At 59.6% G+C, this 18,631-nt stretch carries 17 protein-coding genes; 12 read left to right on the plus strand and 5 right to left on the minus strand.

What is annotated here, in order from left to right; translation table 11 throughout:
- The first annotated feature begins 1 nt into the window (after window position 1).
- The 7 genes from ACIQJ2_RS02935 to ACIQJ2_RS02965 all read left to right on the plus strand — a co-directional run bounded on the left by ACIQJ2_RS02935 (window position 2) and on the right by ACIQJ2_RS02965 (window position 8,092).
- Entirely contained in the window at window positions 2–1,711 is a 1,710-nt protein-coding gene (locus ACIQJ2_RS02935; RefSeq protein ID WP_400665868.1) for a methyl-accepting chemotaxis protein, read from the plus strand.
- 199 nt (window positions 1,712–1,910) lie between these two features.
- The gene (locus ACIQJ2_RS02940; RefSeq protein WP_400665866.1) at window positions 1,911–3,740 is read left to right on the plus strand and encodes a methyl-accepting chemotaxis protein; all 1,830 of its coding nucleotides are present in this window, start codon (window positions 1,911–1,913) and stop codon (window positions 3,738–3,740) included.
- The gene (locus ACIQJ2_RS02945; protein WP_400665864.1) at window positions 3,741–4,250 is read left to right on the plus strand and encodes a chemotaxis protein CheW; all 510 of its coding nucleotides are present in this window, start codon (window positions 3,741–3,743) and stop codon (window positions 4,248–4,250) included.
- Between the two features lie 12 nt (window positions 4,251–4,262).
- Window positions 4,263–5,114, plus strand: a complete 852-nt coding sequence (locus tag ACIQJ2_RS02950) for a CheR family methyltransferase (protein ID WP_400665862.1) — start codon at window positions 4,263–4,265, stop codon at window positions 5,112–5,114.
- A gap of 5 nt (window positions 5,115–5,119) precedes the next feature.
- On the plus strand, window positions 5,120–6,202 hold the full coding sequence (locus ACIQJ2_RS02955) for a chemotaxis response regulator protein-glutamate methylesterase (RefSeq protein WP_400665860.1): 1,083 nt from the start codon (window positions 5,120–5,122) through the stop codon (window positions 6,200–6,202).
- 139 nt (window positions 6,203–6,341) lie between these two features.
- Window positions 6,342–7,061, plus strand: coding sequence for an AAA family ATPase (locus tag ACIQJ2_RS02960; RefSeq protein ID WP_400665858.1), 720 nt, complete (start codon window positions 6,342–6,344; stop codon window positions 7,059–7,061).
- A 137-nt stretch (window positions 7,062–7,198) separates the two neighbouring features.
- On the plus strand, window positions 7,199–8,092 hold the full coding sequence (locus ACIQJ2_RS02965) for a hypothetical protein (RefSeq protein ID WP_400665856.1): 894 nt from the start codon (window positions 7,199–7,201) through the stop codon (window positions 8,090–8,092).
- A 77-nt stretch (window positions 8,093–8,169) separates the two neighbouring features.
- On the opposite strand, the gene ACIQJ2_RS02970 is transcribed toward ACIQJ2_RS02965, so the two are convergent.
- Complete coding sequence (locus ACIQJ2_RS02970) at window positions 8,170–9,327, minus strand: patatin-like phospholipase family protein (RefSeq protein WP_400665854.1); 1,158 nt, start codon at window positions 9,325–9,327, stop codon at window positions 8,170–8,172.
- Between the two features lie 36 nt (window positions 9,328–9,363).
- Entirely contained in the window at window positions 9,364–10,110 is a 747-nt protein-coding gene (locus ACIQJ2_RS02975) for an acetoacetate decarboxylase (protein WP_400665852.1), read from the minus strand.
- 317 nt (window positions 10,111–10,427) lie between these two features.
- Here ACIQJ2_RS02975 and ACIQJ2_RS02980 point away from each other — a divergent pair, with 317 nt between their 5' ends.
- The 3 genes from ACIQJ2_RS02980 (at window position 10,428) to ACIQJ2_RS02990 (ending at window position 13,738) form a co-directional block, all read left to right on the plus strand.
- Entirely contained in the window at window positions 10,428–11,216 is a 789-nt protein-coding gene (locus ACIQJ2_RS02980) for a 3-hydroxybutyrate dehydrogenase (RefSeq protein ID WP_400665850.1), read from the plus strand.
- Window positions 11,217–11,313: 97 nt separating this feature from the next.
- A complete protein-coding gene (gene ppk2, locus ACIQJ2_RS02985; protein ID WP_400665848.1) occupies window positions 11,314–12,228 on the plus strand; it encodes a polyphosphate kinase 2 in 915 nt (304 codons plus the stop codon).
- 226 nt (window positions 12,229–12,454) lie between these two features.
- Window positions 12,455–13,738: a cystathionine gamma-synthase family protein gene (locus ACIQJ2_RS02990; RefSeq protein ID WP_400665846.1), complete on the plus strand. Its 1,284-nt coding sequence runs from the start codon at window positions 12,455–12,457 to the stop codon at window positions 13,736–13,738.
- Window positions 13,739–13,818: 80 nt separating this feature from the next.
- Here the strand turns inward: ACIQJ2_RS02990 and ACIQJ2_RS02995 are convergent, their stop codons facing one another.
- The 3 genes from ACIQJ2_RS02995 to ACIQJ2_RS03005 form a co-directional block, all read right to left on the minus strand.
- A complete protein-coding gene (locus tag ACIQJ2_RS02995) occupies window positions 13,819–14,418 on the minus strand; it encodes a hypothetical protein (RefSeq protein ID WP_400665844.1) in 600 nt (199 codons plus the stop codon).
- 92 nt (window positions 14,419–14,510) lie between these two features.
- A complete protein-coding gene (locus tag ACIQJ2_RS03000) occupies window positions 14,511–15,368 on the minus strand; it encodes a MurR/RpiR family transcriptional regulator (protein WP_199149150.1) in 858 nt (285 codons plus the stop codon).
- A 54-nt stretch (window positions 15,369–15,422) separates the two neighbouring features.
- Window positions 15,423–16,466: a spermidine/putrescine ABC transporter substrate-binding protein gene (locus tag ACIQJ2_RS03005; protein ID WP_400665842.1), complete on the minus strand. Its 1,044-nt coding sequence runs from the start codon at window positions 16,464–16,466 to the stop codon at window positions 15,423–15,425.
- 163 nt (window positions 16,467–16,629) lie between these two features.
- On the opposite strand from ACIQJ2_RS03005, the gene ACIQJ2_RS03010 reads away from it, so the two are divergent.
- Both ACIQJ2_RS03010 and ACIQJ2_RS03015 read left to right on the plus strand, forming a co-directional pair.
- On the plus strand, window positions 16,630–17,727 hold the full coding sequence (locus tag ACIQJ2_RS03010) for an ABC transporter ATP-binding protein (RefSeq protein ID WP_199149148.1): 1,098 nt from the start codon (window positions 16,630–16,632) through the stop codon (window positions 17,725–17,727).
- Window positions 17,724–18,623 (plus strand): ABC transporter permease, encoded by a 900-nt coding sequence (locus tag ACIQJ2_RS03015; RefSeq protein WP_199149147.1) that lies wholly within the window; start codon window positions 17,724–17,726, stop codon window positions 18,621–18,623. The genes ACIQJ2_RS03010 and ACIQJ2_RS03015 overlap by 4 nt, the downstream gene beginning before the upstream one ends.
- Window positions 18,624–18,631: the final 8 nt, after the last annotated feature.

Here is an 18,631-nt window from a genome sequence, read left to right on the forward strand (position 1 = left end):
GATGCGCTTTACGATAAAGCTCAAGCTGCTTCTAACATTTGCTGTCGTGATCGCCATGCTTCTCGGCACGGCTATCTACAGCATCACCACGCTCGCCCAGGTCAACGACAACTGGTCCGAGACGTTGACGGGGCCAGCCGAAAGGCTACGCCTTGCGCAGAACCTCGATATCGCCGTTCTGCAACAGTTGCGGCAGCAGAAGAACATACTGCTGGCGACCTCGACCGACGAGACCAAAGGCTACATTGCAAAGAGCGACGCAGCGCGGGCGGAATTCGATGCCGACCTTGCGAAGATCCTCGCAAACACGACCGATCAGGACATGACCTATTGGTCGCAGATCAAGGAACTCTCGGACAATTGGCGTACCGCTGACGATCACATTCGCAGCATGATGTTGGCCGGTAACAGCGCCGGTGCGCTTCAAATCTCGTCGAACGAAGCGCGCGAAACGAGCACGAAGATCGACAATGTATTGGCGCAGGTGTTCGACGCCGAGCGCGGGCGGTTGAAGCAGGCAGATCAGGACGCGGCCAATGCCTACGCACACGCTCGTTCGATTCTGATCATCATCGCTTCGGCAGCGTCGATCCTCGCACTTGTCTCGGCCATCTGGATCATTCTCTCGATCAACCGGGGCATCAACCGTGCCGTCAAGACCGTTCAGACCGTTGCCGAAGGCGATCTGACGGAATTTGCCGCGATCACAACCAGAGATGAAATCGGCGACCTGCTCGGCCACGTCAATTCGATGATCGAGCGGCTTCGCGGTGTTGTTGCGGATGCATTGTCGGCCTCCGACAACGTCTCCTCCGGCAGCCAGCAGCTGTCGGCGGGCTCCGAGCAGCTGTCGCAGGGTGCCACCGAGCAGGCCTCCTCCGCCGAAGAGGCCTCCGCCTCGATGGAAGAGATGGCCGCCAATATCAAGCAGAATGCCGACAATGCCGCACAGACGGAAAAGATCGCCCGTCAGTCCGCCAAGGATGCAGAGATCAGCGGCCAGGCCGTCGACCGCGCCGTCAACGCCATGCGCACCATTGCCGAGAAGATCTCCATCGTTCAGGAAATCGCGCGCCAGACAGACCTGCTTGCCCTCAACGCCGCCGTCGAGGCGGCCCGTGCCGGCGAACATGGTCGCGGCTTTGCCGTCGTCGCCTCGGAAGTGCGCAAGCTTGCCGAACGCAGCCAGGCCGCAGCAGCCGAAATCTCCAGCCTCTCCGGCGAGACCGTCTCGGTCGCGACAGAGGCCGGCGACATGCTCTCGCGCCTCGTGCCCGATATCCGCAAGACGGCGGAACTCGTCGCCGAAATCTCGGCCGCCTGCCGCGAGCAGGATATCGGCGCATCGCAGATCAATGAGGCGATCCAGCAGCTCGACAAGGTGACGCAGCAGAATGCCGGCGCTTCCGAAGAGATGTCGGCAACCTCCGAAGAACTCGCTGCACAGGCCGAGGAACTGCAGGCCTCCATCGCCTTCTTCAAGGTCGACCAGGCCAATGCCCGCAAGATCCAGCCGGCACACAATCCCATCCATCATGCGATGGGTGCGGCCAAGGCCAGGCCTGCCGTCAAGGCACCTGCTGCCAGGGCACCTGCCACGCGCGCCGACAACAGCGTCGCCGCGCAGCAGGCTCGTCTCAAGGGCTTCACCCTCGACATGTCCATGGGTGGACCCGACGCCGACGACAACGACTTTCGCCAGAGCGCCTAAGCGGCTGGCTTGATACCAACAGGATCCGGCGCTGCAACGCGCCGGATCAAAGGCCGGCGAATGCTACCGCAGGCCTCAAGAGCCGGCCTCCGGTTCGCGGAAGGGTGAATGTATCGGTCTTCGCGCATCCAGACGGTCTCCGTCTGACTTCTTCAAACTTCGATCACGGAACCCCTCCCTTTCCAGGAATTCTCCAGAGATGCGCTTTACTATCAAACTGAAATTAACCCTTGCATTCGGCCTCCTGATCCTGATGTCGACCGGCATGTCGGCCCTTGCGATCATGAGCCTGTCCTCCCTCAATTCCGCCATCACCGACATCGTCCAGGGTCCGGCTGAAAACCAGCGCAATTCGGCAGATCTTTCGTTTGCCGTGATGAACGCGATCGCCAGCGAAAAGAATGCCGTTCTCAATACCGATCCGCAAGCAATTGCCGGCTATGTCGACGAGGTCCGCGCGAACACGGCGAAGGCGGAACAACTCGCAGCCAAACTTGCGCAGGACCCCGCGATTGCGGAAAAGGTTGCCGAATTCTCGAGGCAATACCCGGCCTGGAGACAGATCGACGAGCAGATCCTGAAATTGGCCATCGAAAATTCGGCGGACAGCAATCGCCGCGCCGGAGAGCTCTCCATGGGAGAAGGGCGCAAAGCCAGCATCGCTCTGCTGGGAGCGCTCGATGTCGTCAACAAGGCCATCGCCACAGATCTGCATGCAACCGATCTGGCAACCAACGACCAATACGCCTTTGCCCGCAATCTGCTTCTGACCTCGCTGGCCGTCATGTTTGCGCTGTCGATCGCCGTCGCCCTGTGGATCGCGCTCGGCATCAATCGCGGCCTGAAGAAGATCCAGACGGTCGCAGAAGGTGTGGCCATCGGTGATCTCAACCAGAACATCGAGATCAAGACCAACGACGAGATCAAGGATCTTGTCGACACCATCAATGTCATGACCGGCAATCTGCGCAACACCGCAACCATCGCCGACCAGATCGCCAACGGCGATCTGACAGTCAAGCCGAAGCCGATGTCGGAAAAGGACACGCTCGGCGTTTCCCTGCTGTCGATGGTCGAGCGGCTTCGCGGTGTTGTTGCGGATGCATTGTCGGCCTCCGACAACGTCTCCTCCGGCAGCCAGCAGCTGTCGGCGGGCTCCGAGCAGCTGTCGCAGGGTGCCACCGAGCAGGCCTCCTCCGCCGAAGAGGCCTCCGCCTCGATGGAAGAGATGGCCGCCAATATCAAGCAGAATGCCGACAATGCCGCACAGACGGAAAAGATCGCCCGTCAGTCCGCCAAGGATGCAGAGATCAGCGGCCAGGCCGTCGACCGCGCCGTCAACGCCATGCGCACCATTGCCGAGAAGATCTCCATCGTTCAGGAAATCGCGCGCCAGACAGACCTGCTTGCCCTCAACGCCGCCGTCGAGGCGGCCCGTGCCGGCGAACATGGTCGCGGCTTTGCCGTCGTCGCCTCGGAAGTGCGCAAGCTTGCCGAACGCAGCCAGGCCGCAGCAGCCGAAATCTCCAGCCTCTCCGGCGAGACCGTCTCGGTCGCGACAGAGGCCGGCGACATGCTCTCGCGCCTCGTGCCCGATATCCGCAAGACGGCGGAACTCGTCGCCGAAATCTCGGCCGCCTGCCGCGAGCAGGATATCGGCGCATCGCAGATCAATGAGGCGATCCAGCAGCTCGACAAGGTGACGCAGCAGAATGCCGGCGCTTCCGAAGAGATGTCGGCAACCTCCGAAGAACTCGCTGCACAGGCCGAGGAACTGCAGGCCTCCATCGCCTTCTTCAAGGTCGACCAGGCCAATGCCCGCAAGATCCAGCCGGCACACAATCCCATCCATCATGCGATGGGTGCGGCCAAGGCCAGGCCTGCCGTCAAGGCACCTGCTGCCAGGGCACCTGCCACGCGCGCCGACAACAGCGTCGCCGCGCAGCAGGCTCGTCTCAAGGGCTTCACCCTCGACATGTCCATGGGTGGACCCGACGCCGACGACAACGACTTCAAGGAGAGCGCATAAATGGTCGCTACCAGCACCGAAGCTCAGTATGTGACGTTCGGACTCGGCGAGGAATCCTTCGCCGTTCCGGTCGAGGTGGTCCGGGAAATCCTGGACCATCAGGATGCCTTCCGGATTCCACACGGACCGGACTATCTGCTCGGCCTGCGGGACGTGCGCGGTCAGGGCGTGCCGGTCATCGACCTGCGCCTTCGGCTCGGCATGTCGGCCACCGCCAAGACACCGCATACGCGCATCCTCGTGATCGATATTCCGATCGCGGAGAAGGTGCTGACGCTCGGTCTGGTCGCCGATCGCGTATTCGAAGTGACCTCATTCAAGCACCAGGCGATCGAAAGCGCCCCCGACATCGGGGTGCGCTGGCCCTCCGAATACATCGCAGGCGTGGTGCGTCGAGAGAATGGCTTTGTTGTCATCATCGACCTCGCCAAGCTCTTCTCCTCCTCCGACAAGGTGTCGTTGATGGGTGTCGGCGTTGGTCGAAACGCTTCAGAATTTGCCGCCGTTTGAGTGAGACGTAACGTGCCAGCGCAGGATGCAAGAGACTACACGGACAACGGGTTGAGCCGGCGAAACTTCGACCAGCTTGCCCGATACATCTATGACTACAGCGGCATCAAGATGCCCCCGGCCAAGCGCACCATGCTGGAGGGACGCTTGCGGCGCCGGCTGAGGGCGACCGGCATCGTCGATCTCGACGATTATTGCGACTATCTCTTCAAGCATGGCGGCATCGACCGGGAGGCCATTCACCTCATCGACGCGGTTACCACCAACAAGACGGATTTCTTCCGCGAACCGAAGCATTTCGAGCATCTCGAACGATCCGCCCTGCCCGAACTCGTGGCGGCGGGCCACAATCGTCTGCGCATCTGGAGCGCAGCCTGCTCTGTCGGCGCCGAACCCTATACCATCGCCATGGTGTTGGAGGACTATCGCGAGGCTCGCGGCGCTCCGGACTACAGCATTCTCGCCACGGATCTTTCCACCGACGTCCTCAAGGCGGCGCGCAAAGGTATCTACCCGACCGGAATGATCGATCCCGTCGACGGGCAGAAACGCAGCCGCTACATCATGGAACCGCGCGATCCGCAACGCGGCGAGGTTCGGATCCATCCCAAGCTGCGCGCGAAGATCGCCTTTGGCCGTCTCAACCTGATGGACCGTGCTTATGAGATCGGCGATAAGGTCCACATCGTCTTCTGCCGCAACGTGCTGATCTACTTCGACAAGCCGACGCAGGAGAAGGTGCTGGCGAGGCTCTGCGACAAGCTGGTAACGGGCGGCTTCCTCTATGTCGGCCACTCCGAGACGATCAGCGGGCTCAATCTGCCGGTGAAACAGGTCGCCAACACCGTTTTCCGTAAGGTCTGAAGCACATGGCCAAGAAGATCCGCGTGCTCATCGTCGACGATTCCGCCAGCGTACGCCAGGTCATGACACAGGTATTGTCGGCAGATCCTGAAATCGAAGTGATGGGAGCAGCCGCCGATCCCTTCATGGCGGCCAAGAAGATCCAGGAGGAAATCCCCGACGTCATCACGCTCGATGTCGAGATGCCCCGAATGGATGGCATTACCTTTCTGCGCAAGCTGATGACGCAGCGTCCCATTCCGGTCGTCATGTGTTCCTCCCTGACCGAGGCCGGTTCGGAGACGCTGATGCAGGCTTTGGAGGCCGGCGCCGTCGATATCATCCTGAAGCCGAAGATTGCCGCAGCCGACCATTTGGCGGAAGCAGGAGCGATGATCCGGGAAACGGTGAAAGGTGCCGCCGCAGCCCGATTGGGAACGGCGCGCAGGCGCGTGATCGCCTCGACGGAGCCGACGGCAAAGCTGACGGCCGATGTCGTGCTACCTCCACCCACCGGCCGGGCCATGGCGAAAACGACCGAAATGGTTGTCTGTGTGGGAGCCTCGACGGGCGGCACGGAGGCGCTGCGCGAACTGCTCGTGGCACTGCCGGCCAACACACCAGGAATGGTCATCGTGCAGCACATGCCGGAAAAATTCACCGCCGCCTTCGCCAAGCGCCTGAACAACCTTTGCGAAGTGGAGGTCAAGGAAGCCGAACACGGCGATCCGGTTCTGCGCGGCCATGTGCTCATCGCGCCGGGTGGCAAGCATATTCTGCTGGAGCGACAGGGCGCTCGCTATGTGGTTGCCATCAAGGATGGTCCCCTGGTTTCCAGGCATCGGCCCTCCGTCGATGTGCTCTTCCGATCCGCCGCGCGGTCTGCCGCAGGCAACGCCATGGGCGTCATCATGACCGGCATGGGAGACGACGGCGCGCGCGGCATGAAGGAGATGCACGATGCCGGCGCCTTTACGGTCGCCCAGGACGAGGAAACATCCGTCGTTTTCGGCATGCCAAAGGAAGCAATTGCCCATGGTGGCGTCGACCGGACCGTAGCGCTGGATCACATTGCCCGCGAAATCCTGGCCGCCGACAAGCGGCATTGATGGTCAAAGATGCCAACGAATAGACCGCAGCCGGGTTCAAAATGGTTTGTTAACCATAAATGCGTAACGATCCCCGCAAGCCATGACGGGCCCTCGTCTACCCTTTGAGTTGCCACACCGATCCGCCCAGGGAGCACCTATGGCCGTTCTGACCTTTGCCAACACCAAGGGCGGCGCCGGCAAGACCACTGCCGTCGTTATCGTCGCCTGTGAACTCGCCAGAATGGGCTTTTCCGTGGCTGTGCTGGATGCGGATCCCCAGCTCTGGATTTCCAAGTGGCATGAGCGACTGGGCGACAGGGCACCGACCTCTCTTTCCGTCGTTCCCTATGTGACATCAGCCAATCTCGGCCAGCATGCGCGCAAGTTGCGTGACGAGGTCGATTTCCTGCTCATAGACCTGCCCGGGGCACGTAGCCCCTTGCTCGCCCAGGCGCTTGGCTACTCGAACTATGTTCTCATTCCCGTCCAGGGCTCCGCCATGGATGCGGAAGGCGCCACCAATGTCATCGAGCTGCTGCAATATCTGGAAGATCGCGCCGATATCCGCATTCCGCATTCGGTCGTGCTGACCCGCGTCAACCCGATGGTGACGACACGCGCGCTGCAATCGGTGAAGGAATTGCTTTCAAGCCGGCGGGTGCATGTGCTTTCGACGCCGATCATCGAACGTGCGGCCTATCGTGAGGTTTTCGGCTACGGTCAGACCCTCTATTCCATCACCTCGGAAAGCGTCAGCAATCTCGACAAGGCGCAGCAGAATGCGCAGGCTCTCGCCCAGGAAGTTCTGCGCCGCATCCTGCCCTACAGCAGCCGCGGCGATCGGCCCAAATCCGACAATTTGAAGCTCTCGGCCTGAGGTGACCGGCCGATCGAGAAATCTCGCCTCGGCGGGCTGGATCGATGTTGGTGCATCGTGACTTGACATGCCGAGCCCAGCGGGAAACATGGCATGCCTCCATATCTGCCGATTTCTCCAAAGAGATAGATGTCAAGATGCGCACTTTCCTTCTGTTGCCCCTCCTCCTTTCGCTTGCTCCTCTCTCCGCCAGGGCAGCCGAAACGCCGTGTGCAGACCTCGTCAATGGCAGCGACATGATTCAGCATGCGGACGGCTTTGCAGTATCGGAGCTGCATGATGGCTGCGCGGTGACGAATGGCCTCTTCAAATCGGGCAGCAGATTTGGATGGACGTTCGAACATGCGGAACTGAAGGGCGACAATCTGGTCACCTTCCTCAAATCCATTAGCGCCAAGCCTGAAAGCATGCCCAACTGGGGACGTTTCTCCATCGAAGGCATACGCTTCACGCCGCTGATGGATAACGCGCTCGCCAATTACATCACCACGGTCCAGCAATGGCCGATGGATATTTCCGGCTCGTTCCGCTTCGATCCGAAGGATGGCTATCTCGATATCCAGGAAGTTCAGCTCACCAACCTGCGTCTCGGCAGGGCATCGCTATCGGCTGAATTGACCCTGCCAAAGGATACGAATGTTAAGGCTTTGGCCGAAGGCGGTTCCGCCGGTTTGACACATTTGCGCTTCCGGCTCGACAATCAGGGGCTCTTCGAGGGAATGGCGGTTCCGTCGCTTGTTTCGCTCTTGCCGCAGGCGACGGGCTCGGACGATCCGGCTCAGGCTATTGCTCAACTGCGCAGCAATGCCGCAACGGCGCTGCAGATTCTGCCTGACAGCCAGATCGATGCCGAATCGAAGAAGGCCCTGCTCCGCTTCCTGCAGGATCTTCCGCATCCCACAGGCTTCTTCACGCTCGACCTTGCCTTCAACAAGCCGCTACAGATTGGTTCGCTCGGCCTCGATCCCGCCCAACTGGCACAGACGGCCTTGGCGGGCGCCAAGATTTCGGTCAGCTACAAGCCGCGCTGATATCAGCCGTAGTCCGTTTTCTGCTCAGCCTGACCTCTCCGCCAGATGGCACGAGGCCGGGCTTATCCTCGCACCGGTCATACCGGATCTTCGCGATGAAGGTCATGGATGGCAACCGCATCATCGGTAAAGGGCGGAAGCAGCCATTCGGTGTGGCGCAGCGTACGCTTGGTATCTTCCAGTCCCATGTCCCAATGCTCGCGCATCGACGTGCCGGAGAACTCGTAGTCCTTCGCATGACCCTCGTAGTTCTTGTGCTGATAGATCAGGTGCACGATATTGACGACGCCGGCGTCGGAATAGTCCGTGATCAGCTCTTCTTCTTCCGGCGTCAGCTGATCTTTCGGAACGCGTTTCAGCGCGTTCAACAGCTTCATCTTCAGTCCATGAATGCGCTTGAAATTGTCGGTATTCTGCCGGGTGCGGCTGGAATACATAATGTCCTTATGCCGCGACAGCACATCCGGCATGCTGCGCGGCAGGACGCCGCGTGCGCTGAACAAATCCACCTGGAACACCAACGAGCTGCGATCCTCTTCCTGGTCGAGGAGATATTGCAGCGGCGTGTTGGAAACGATGCCGCCATCCCAATAATATTCGCCCTCGATGCGGATCGCCGGCAAGGCCGGAGGCAAGGCGCCGCTCGCCATGATGTGCTCGGGCTCGATGCGAATGTTGTCGGTGTCGAAATAGACGAAATTACCGGTGCGGACATTGACCGCGCCGACGCTGAAGCGTTTCTTGCCGTCGTTCAGCACATCGAAATCGATCAGCATCTCCAGCGTCTTCTTCAACTCCGAGGAATCATAGAAGCTGGTCGCGCCTTCCGCCCCCGGCAATTCGAACCAGGGATTGGGAAAGCGCGGCTTGAAGAAGCCCGGCTGCCCCATCGTCATGGTCATCCATGAGCTGGTGCGGTTGCGGATATCGCGAAAGACGTCGCCTTCCGGCGTGTAGGCCCAGATCTTGCGGCCGGAAATGATCTGCCAGAATTGCTCCAGGCGCTGCAGGCGGCGGCTCGGCTCGTTGCCGGCAATGATCGCCGCATTGACCGCACCGATCGAGACGCCCGAGAGCCAAGTCGGCTCGCAGCCTGCTTCGGCCAAGGCCTGATAAACGCCGGCCTGATAGGCGCCGAGGGCACCGCCGCCCTGAAATACGAGGGCGACCCGATCATATTGCGTGGCAATTTCCGGGATTGTCGGCACTGCGGGCTTGGTGTTTCGTTCGAGCACGGTCGTCTCCAGATGAAGTGATAAAAAGGCTTTTGGCTATCTGCGCTCGGCGAGATAGTCGTAAACGACTTCGCCCAGCCCAAGCGTCAGGTTTGCCGTGAAATGCACCGCGGAGATCACCTCCAGAACCGGCAGCCGCGCGACATCAGCCATGACATGCGGCCTGAGATCGAGGGCGGCTGGCGAAGTCCAGGCTTCCTTGATGGTGATGTCGGTCAGGTAGTAGCGCACCAGCTCGCAGATGCGCGGCGTGGCGTCGACATGCGGAACAATCTTGATGAGGAAATTGGGCTCGGAGAGAGAGGCAAGCAATGGCGCCTGATCGATCGGCTTGTGCTTGTAGCCCATCGTGCCGGTGGCGCAAAGAACGCTACCGTAGTGCAGCGTGCCGACGATGACCTCGCCCTCGTTGACGATCTTCGGATTGGCTAGCTTCTTCGGGAAGCCCCAGATTTCGCGGCCGCCGGTGATCGGCGCATCGTCGTCGAGATACATCGAATGGACATAGCCGCCGGCCTGGCCCTGATATCGCACCGGGATGACCTGCCCCGTTTCGGTATAGTCACCGAAACCGGTGGAATCCGGCATGCGGATGAACTCGTACTTCACCAGCGGTTCGTCGATTTCAAGCGGCTCGGGCACGATGGCCTCAAGCGCTTCACGCGAAGTGCGGTAGGTGATGACGATGTATTCGCGGTCGAAGAACCGGTAGGGGCCAGGCGGGTAAGAGGGATTGGTCAGTGGCATCGCATAGGCATGCTTGAGAATGTCTTCGACCTTCATCTTATTTTCCGTCGTTAGAGAAAATAGCTCTGCGCCGCGGCGAAAACTTGCACGGTTGCATGACAGCGAAGTGTCAGTTGCCGGATGGTTGCCGCCGGAGCCGGATGATTTCAGGTCCGTTCGACCCAAAAGCATCCAGCTACAGAATCAAAGAAGTAGAGCGTGATGACGTCCGAAAACCGCCTGCACTTTTCGGCATCACGCCCGAATGCCGGGTCGCACTTGTTATCAAAGCGACATACGACGCTGGCAGTGTGCGCTCACCTCGGCATTTTCAATTTGCTCAACCTTGTCATAGAGATTGCAGGAGTTGCATCATGGGTTCGTTGACTTCGAAGAATGCGCTTGTCACCGGTTCGACGAGCGGCATCGGGCTTGCGATTGCGCGGGCCTTTGCCGCTGAGGGTGCGAATGTGACGATCAACGGCCTCGGCGATGCCGACGCGATCGAAAAGGAACGCGCAGCCATCGAGGCCGACTTCGGCGTGAAATGCCGCTATTCCGCCGCCAACATGATGAACGGCGAAGAAGTGACATCAATGGTGCACGAGGCGGAGGAAGCCTTCGGCAGCCTCGACGTTCTCGTCAACAATGCCGGCATCCAGTTTGTTGCGCCGATCGAGGAATTTCCCGACGACAAGTGGGAAGCGATTATCCGGATCAACCTGCTTGCCGCCTTCTACGCCATCAAGGCCGCCATTCCAGGCATGAAGGCGCGCAAATGGGGCCGTATCATCAACACGTCCTCGGCACATGCGCTGGTCGCCTCGCCATTCAAGTCGGCCTATGTTTCGGCAAAGCACGGCATCACCGGCCTCACCAAGACCATCGCGCTTGAAGCGGCGCGGGATGGCGTCACCGTCAATTCCATCGCGCCCGGCTATGTCTGGACCCCGCTTGTCGAAAAGCAGATTCCCGAAACCATGAAAGCGCGCAACATGACGGAAGAGCAGGTCAAGCACGACGTATTGCTCGCCGCCCAGCCGACGAAGGAATTCGTGACCGTCGACGAAGTGGCCGCCATTGCCGTCTTCCTGTGCGGCGATGCCGCCAAACAAATCACCGGTACGACGCTTTCCGTCGACGGCGGCTGGACCGCCGAGTAATAATCAAACGTGACCGGCGGGCGCGTGAAGCAACTCCGCCGGCTATCCCTCGGTCGCCGATTGCAACATCAACAAGAAACAGGGCAGGAGACGCTCAATGAACGACGAAACCCAGGATCCCCTCAGCCGCATCAAGGATGAGATCGTCGACAGCTTCGACGAAGAGCTGGAGATGCAGCTCGAAGAGGACCGCCTGGACGAATTGGTCGCGGAGGGCCTGATCAGCGAAGGCGAAGCGACGCTCGACCGCCGGATCTATTTCCGCGAACTTTTCCGCCTTCAGCATGAGCTGGTGCGCCTACAGGACTGGGTCCAGTACAAGAAGCTCAAGGTTGTGGTGCTGTTCGAGGGCCGCGATTCCGCCGGCAAGGGCGGCGCGATCAAGCGCGTTACCCAACGCCTCAATCCGCGCGTCTGCCGCGTGGTTGCGCTGCCGGCGCCGACCGAGCGCGAACGGCATCAGTGGTATTTCCAACGCTATACCGCTCACCTGCCGACGGCGGGCGAAATGGTGCTCTTCGACCGCAGCTGGTACAATCGCGCCGGTGTCGAGCGCGTCATGGGCTTCTGCTCGTCGGAAGAACTGGAAGAATTCTTTCGCTCTGTGCCGGATTTCGAGCGCATGCTCGTTCGCTCAGGCATCATCCTGCTCAAATACTGGTTCTCCATTACGGATGAAGAGCAGGAATTCCGTTTCAACATGCGCATCCAGGATCCGCTGAAGCAGTGGAAGCTGTCGCCGATGGATCTGCAGAGCCGCGTGCACTGGGAGGAATACACCAAGGCGAAGGAAGAGATGCTGGAACGCACGCACATTCCCGAAGCGCCATGGTGGGTCGTCCATGCCGTCGACAAGAAGAAGGCGCGCCTCAACTGCATCGCCCATCTGCTGCAGCAGATTCCGTATGAGAACGTCCCGAAGCCGGAAATCATCCTGCCGGAACGCATGCGCAACGCCGACTATCATCGCACACCGGTTCCGCCGGAAATGTACGTTCCGGAAATCTACTGACGCTATCATCGAGACGAGTCCGTCACGGCGGACTCGTCCGCTGGAGCATTTGTGCATTTCGTTGAAGCGCGAAAATGCTCCATCTCCTTGTTTTTCGGCATTCCGGACGAAAAACCGCTGTGCACGTTTCCTGGAAGTGCTCTTGGCGAAGTCTATCGCATGCAACCACCTCGAGTGATGATATAATGCGAATCTAATATTCGTGTCATCGGTTGAGGAGACCATCATGACTGCGCCGCATCCCTCGAAAACGCATATCGGCAACCACGCGCTCCACCCCGAAACCCAGATGTTGAACTACGGCTACGACCCGGAACTTTCCGAAGGCGCGGTCAAGCCACCCGTTTTCCTGACCTCGACTTTCGTCTTCAAATCCGCCGAGGATGGGCGCGATTTCTTCAACTACATATCCGGCCGCAACGAGCCACCCAAGGGCACGGGAGTCGGTCTGGTCTATTCGCGCTTCAACCATCCGAACAGCGAGATCGTCGAGGATCGACTGGCCGTTTACGAGCGCACGGAGAGCTGCGCCCTGCTTTCTTCCGGCATGTCGGCAATATCAACAACTCTGCTTGCCTTCGTGCGCCCAGGCGATACCATTCTGCATTCGCAGCCGCTTTATGGCGGTACGGAAACACTGATTGCCAAGACCTTTCTCAATCTCGGCGTGTCAGCGGTTGGTTTTGCAGATGGCGTCAACGAAACCTCGGTAACGGCGAGCGCCGAGGAAGCGATGGCCAAGGGCCGTGTTTCGCTCATTCTTCTCGAAACACCCGCCAATCCGACAAACAGCCTCGTCGATATCGCCATGATCCGCCGCGTTGCGGACGCAATCGGCAAGAAACAGGACCATATACCGATCATTGCCTGCGACAACACGTTGCTAGGCCCGGTTTTCCAGCGACCGATCGAGCATGGCGCCGATATCTCCCTCTATTCCCTGACCAAATATGTCGGCGGCCATTCCGACCTGATCGCCGGCGCCGCACTCGGCTCGAAAGCCGTGATGAAGCAGGTTAAGGCGCTACGCGGCGCGATTGGCACACAGCTCGATCCGCACTCCTGCTGGATGCTTGGCCGTTCGCTGGAAACGCTGCAGATCCGGATGGAACGGGCAAACAGCAATGCCCGTGCGGTTGCCGACTTCCTGCGCGACCATCCGAAGGTCGAGCAAATTCACTATCTCGCCTATGCGGATCCGACGTCGCCGACGGGCCGGACGTTCGCAGCCCAATGCACGGGCGCGGGCTCGACCTTCTCCTTCGACATCAAGGGCGGCCAACCGGCATCGTTCAAATTCCTGAATGCGCTGCAGATCTTCAAGCTGGCCGTCAGCCTGGGGGGTACGGAATCGCTGGCGTCGCATCCTGCGACGACGACGCACTCCGGCGTGCCTGTGGAGGTCCGCCACCGTATCGGCGTTCTGGAATCGACAATCCGCCTGTCGATCGGGATAGAGCATCCAGACGACCTGATTGCAGATCTGGCCGCAGCCCTCGAGATCGCATGATTTCGAGGTATCGCTAGGCTGCTTCGGGTTGAAGCGCGCACAAGGGTGGGGTGGCCGAATATCCGGCGGCCACCCGAGCGTCAATAGTCAGGCCAGACTTCGATATCCGGATCGATGACATAGTGTGATCCGTCATGCCAGACATAGGTAATGAAGAGATATTTGTTGCCGAGGCCCTGCACGACTTCATAGCGGCACATCAAACGATAGGGTCCCGTCTTGTCGCGCAGCACGCCCCGCTGCTCAGTGAAAAGACCTTCGCCGTTGTCGACTTCTCCCGTGACGCTTAACCCTGCATCCGCGCGCAATTTCCGAAAGGCAGTCTGAGCGAAATCAAGAGGGGCGCAGGCTCCCTCGATTGTCGGCGGCAGGCCCGCATCGTCGAGAACGACATCCCAGCGCCCGTCGGTGAGACGGAACGCCAGGCTATCAATGAAATCGCGACCTTCGGCGCTCATCGCACAGAGGCGAACGGTCTCCGGCTGCCCGAAGGCAGGAACACAGCCGAGCAGCTCGCGGATGCGAGCGCTGCCGGGCCGCACGCGGTCGATGGCCTGCTGCAATTGCGTTGTCGTCGGAGTAACGGGCGCAACCGCTTCGGGCGCTGAACGCGCTTGAACCGAAGCCAGGCTAATGCCGATCGCCAGAGCACAGGCGGGTAGTAGGGCACGGAAAATCAATATCTTGGGTCCCCGGCTCGGATCGGAATATGTGTGTGCGTGCAAATTACGTCATGGTTGGCGACAAGAGCAAGACACTTGGGAGCCGGCCGTCAGCTCTCGAAATCGCCGAACACATCCTGCAAGCGGGTCAGCAATTCCACACGTTCGCCCACCTTGCCGCTCAGCACGACGATGAGGTTGCTGAGAAGGAGATCCATCACGGCCGTCATGGTCGCGGCCCCGTCCCAGAGCGGGCCGTGCGAGCCGGGGATGACGAGCGAGATATCCGACACCTCTTCCGCCCAGGGGCAGAACTCGTCCGTCAACAGGATAACCTTCACACCGGCCCGGCGCGCCTCTTCGGCAAGCGGTCTCGCCTTGGCTGCGAAGCGGCGGACATCATGGAGAAACAGCACGCGGCCTTCGACCGCTCCGTCGAGCAGTTCGGCATAGGTACCGTTCAACCCGTCCATGAAGGCGACGCGCGAGCGTGTGTAGGAAAGCTGGGCGGCGAAATACTGAGCGATGCCACGGACGTTCTGGTAGGCGGCGACATAGACTTCGCTTGCCGAGATCAGCGCATCGATGGTCTGCTGCCATTGCGGCGCAGTCGTCAGCTCGTAGATCATGCCGAGATTTTCGACCTGCTGCTGCAAGAGCCCGGCGAGGAATTTACCGTCGCGCAGATCATCCTGGAAGCGATCAAGAGACCCTTTGATTTGCCAGGCAGGATTCGAGCGGCCACCTCTACGCAAAGCCGTCTTGAGTTCATCCAGACCATCGAAGCCGAGCCGCCGCAGATAGCGACCGACGGTCATCTGCGAGATCTCCAGCCTGGCTGCAATGGATTTCGCTGTCTCGAAGGGAAGTTCGGCGATGTTGCGCTCGATATAGCTGGCAATCAGCTTGTCGGACTTCGACTTGCGCATGTCAGCGCTCTGCACAAGCTTCAATATATCCTTCGACAATCTTCCCTCCGGTGAAGCTCCGCCCGGGACCGGGCGGAGTATCGCACTTTGACGTTACTGCGCTGTCTTGACCTTCGTCCATACACGATCGAATTGACGGAGACCCGGTCCGAGATTCTCGAAGATCTGCAGACGCTTCATGGTTTCGTCAGTCGGATTGATTTCCTTGCTATTCTTGATGTTTTCCGGCGTCAATTGGCGAGCCGGAACATTGGGCGTGCCGTTGGTCTGTTGCGCAACATTCAGCGCTGCGACGTCCGGGCGGGTGTAGAACTGCAGGAACTTGATCGCGTTCGTCTTATTGGGCGCCGTTTTCAGCACGCACATATCTTCCTGATACATGGTCGCGCCTTCTTGCGGAATAACATAGCCGAGCTCCTTCGGATTGCCGAAGACGTTGATCATCGAGCCGACGAAAAAGTGAGCAGCGGCAATATCGCCGGATTCCACCATCGGACGCGAGTCATAGGTGAAAGCCGCCACATAGGGCTTCATGTCGATGACGGTGTCGGCCGCCTGCTGAAGATCTTCCGGCTTGGTCGAATTGACGGAGTGACCGTTGAGGATCAGGCCAACCCCAAGCACTTCACGCATGTCGTCGAGCAGCGTGAACTTCAGGTGCTTCTCCTTGACGGTCGCGATGAGGTCCTTCCAGCCGGTAATGTCCTTGCCGAGAACGCGGCGATTGTAGAGGATCCCGACGGTGCCGAAGGCGTAGGGCAGGCAAAATTCGCCCTTCGGATCGCTCTTGGCACGCAGGAACTGAGGATCGATGTTTTTGAAACCCTCATAGGTGTCGATATCGGTCTTTTCCAGGAGGTTCAGCTTCGCCATGATCTCCTGCATATGAATGGACGGAAAGACGATGTCGTAGCCGGTCGCGCCACCCTGGATCTTGGCCAGCATTTCCTCGTTGGAAGAGTAGGTCGACAGATTGACCTTGATCTTGGTTTCCTCCTCGAACTTCTGGAGGACAGCCGGATTGATGTATTCGCCCCAGTTATAGATGTTGAGCTCTTCGGCGAGAACCGCTGTTGGCAGCAATGCCGTAAGCGCAACAAGGCCCAGGCGCCGGAAAACGCCTTTCAAAATCGTCATTTTAGTTCCCCTTAATAGGATTATTATCCCTTCGGCGCGCTAGGCTCGGCCTCTGTGGAAGCTTTAACCGACCGCGTTGAGGGCGTTGACTTCGACAAAAAAATGATATCAACATATCGAAATCACGCAAGAGTTAATTTAATAACATTTCGGGGAACGAAGCATGCGAGATGCAATCGTGCGGCTGGCTTCAGCCGCAAAGGCTTTTTCGACTCCTGAGGGTCGGCAGGTCAAGGCGCTTGACGGCATCGATCTGGAGATCGACCGCAATGAATTCATTACACTTCTGGGGCCGTCCGGCTGCGGCAAGACCACCTTGCTCCAAGCAATCAGCGGCTTCGTCGAGCTCGATGCCGGCCGCATCGTAATCGACGGCGAAGACATGACGGACCGGCCTCCCTACCGCCGCCCCGTCAACACCGTTTTCCAGAACTACGCGCTCTTCCCACATATGAGCGTCGGCGAGAATGCAGGCTATGCGCTTGAAGCTGCTGGCGTCGGCAAGGCCGAACGGATCGAGCGCGTTCGAGCGGTGTTGAAAATGGTCGGCCTGGAAGACATGGAAAGCCGTCTGCCGCGGCAATTGTCGGGCGGCCAGCAACAACGCGTGGCCCTTGCCCGCGCCATCGTAGCGCGCCCCAAGGTACTGCTCCTCGACGAACCGCTTTCGGCCCTCGACCGTCATCTGCGCGAAGCCATGCAGCTGGAACTGAAAAATCTGCAGCACGAACTTGGCATCACCTTCATCTTCGTGACCCATGATCAGCAGGAGGCGCTGACCATGTCAGACCGCGTCGCCGTGTTGAATGGCGGTCGAATCCAGCAACTCGACTCGCCGCGACAGATCTACGATCATCCCGCCAATACGTTCGTCGCAAGCTTCATCGGCGCCAGCAACCTGTTCGAAGGACGCAGCGACGGCCAGGACTTCGTCACCGGAGAAGGGACGGCGATCCGACACGCACCAAATGCGGCAATTGCGGATAAGGAACCGGCAGTCGCCTTGATCCGCCCGGAGAATTTCTTCCTCGCCACCTCTACCAGCACTTGCCCGGCCATCGACGTCACCGTTGAACAGATCGTCTATGTCGGCTCGTCCTTTGAAGTCTTCGGCAGAACGGCAGACGGCCGCAAGCTTGTGGCTCACGTTCCAGCTGCCCAGCGCGCAGCGGTCGGCCAGCTTGCCGCAGGCCAATCCGCACGCTGGCACTACGATCCGGCCAGCGTCCACCTGATCGCCACGAGAGGGGAAGCCCGATGACCATTGCCGCGCGCCGGCGTTTCCAACTCGGGCTGCTGCTCGGGCCGGTCACGCTGTTTCTTCTGATCTTCTTTATCGTTCCCCTTGGCATCATGGTGGTGACGAGCTTCCTGACACCAGGCCTTTACGGCGGCGTCGAATGGAGTTTCTATCCCGACAATTTCGGCCGCATCCTCGGCTTCGCCAATCCGCAGTTCGAGGAATACGATCCGGTCTATATCGGCATCTTCCTGCGTTCTCTGAAAATCGCCGCCATGACAGTGGTGGCGACGCTGATCGTCTGCTACCCGGCCGCTTTCTATGTCAGCCGGCTGCCGGACAAGTGGAAGAATTTTTGCCTCTTCCTGATCACCCTGCCATTCTTTTCCAGCCTCATCGTGCGGCTCTTCGTCTGGGTGATGATCCTGCGTCCGACGGGCCTGATCAACAATGCATTGATGACAACGGGCGTGATCTCCGCGCCGCTGGAGATGATCTACACGGATGGCGCGATCATCCTCGGCATGGTCTATGTCTTCATACCGTTCATGTTCATGCCAATCTATGCCAGCATCGAAAAGCTCGACTGGCGGCTCATCCAGGCATCGCTGGATCTCGGCGCCGGCCCGATCCGGACCTTCTTCCGCATCGTGCTGCCGTTGACAACCCCAGGAATCGTCGGCGGCTCGATTATCGTTTTCATCCCCGCACTCGGCAATTTCGTCGTCCCGGCCGTCCTTGGCGGCGCCAAGGTGATGATGCTTGGCAGCCTCATCGAAGCGCAGTTCCTCTCCGCCCGCAACTGGCCGTTCGGCTCGGCGCTCGCCATGATGGTCATGGCCGTCATGCTGGTTCTGTTGGTCGCCTATGTCATCGTCTCCAGTCGCCGCAATGCGACCGCAGCGCTGACGGTATGAGGAGAGCC

This window comes from Rhizobium sp. NPDC092011 (genome assembly GCF_044756305.1).
Lineage (GTDB): Bacteria > Pseudomonadota > Alphaproteobacteria > Rhizobiales > Rhizobiaceae > Rhizobium.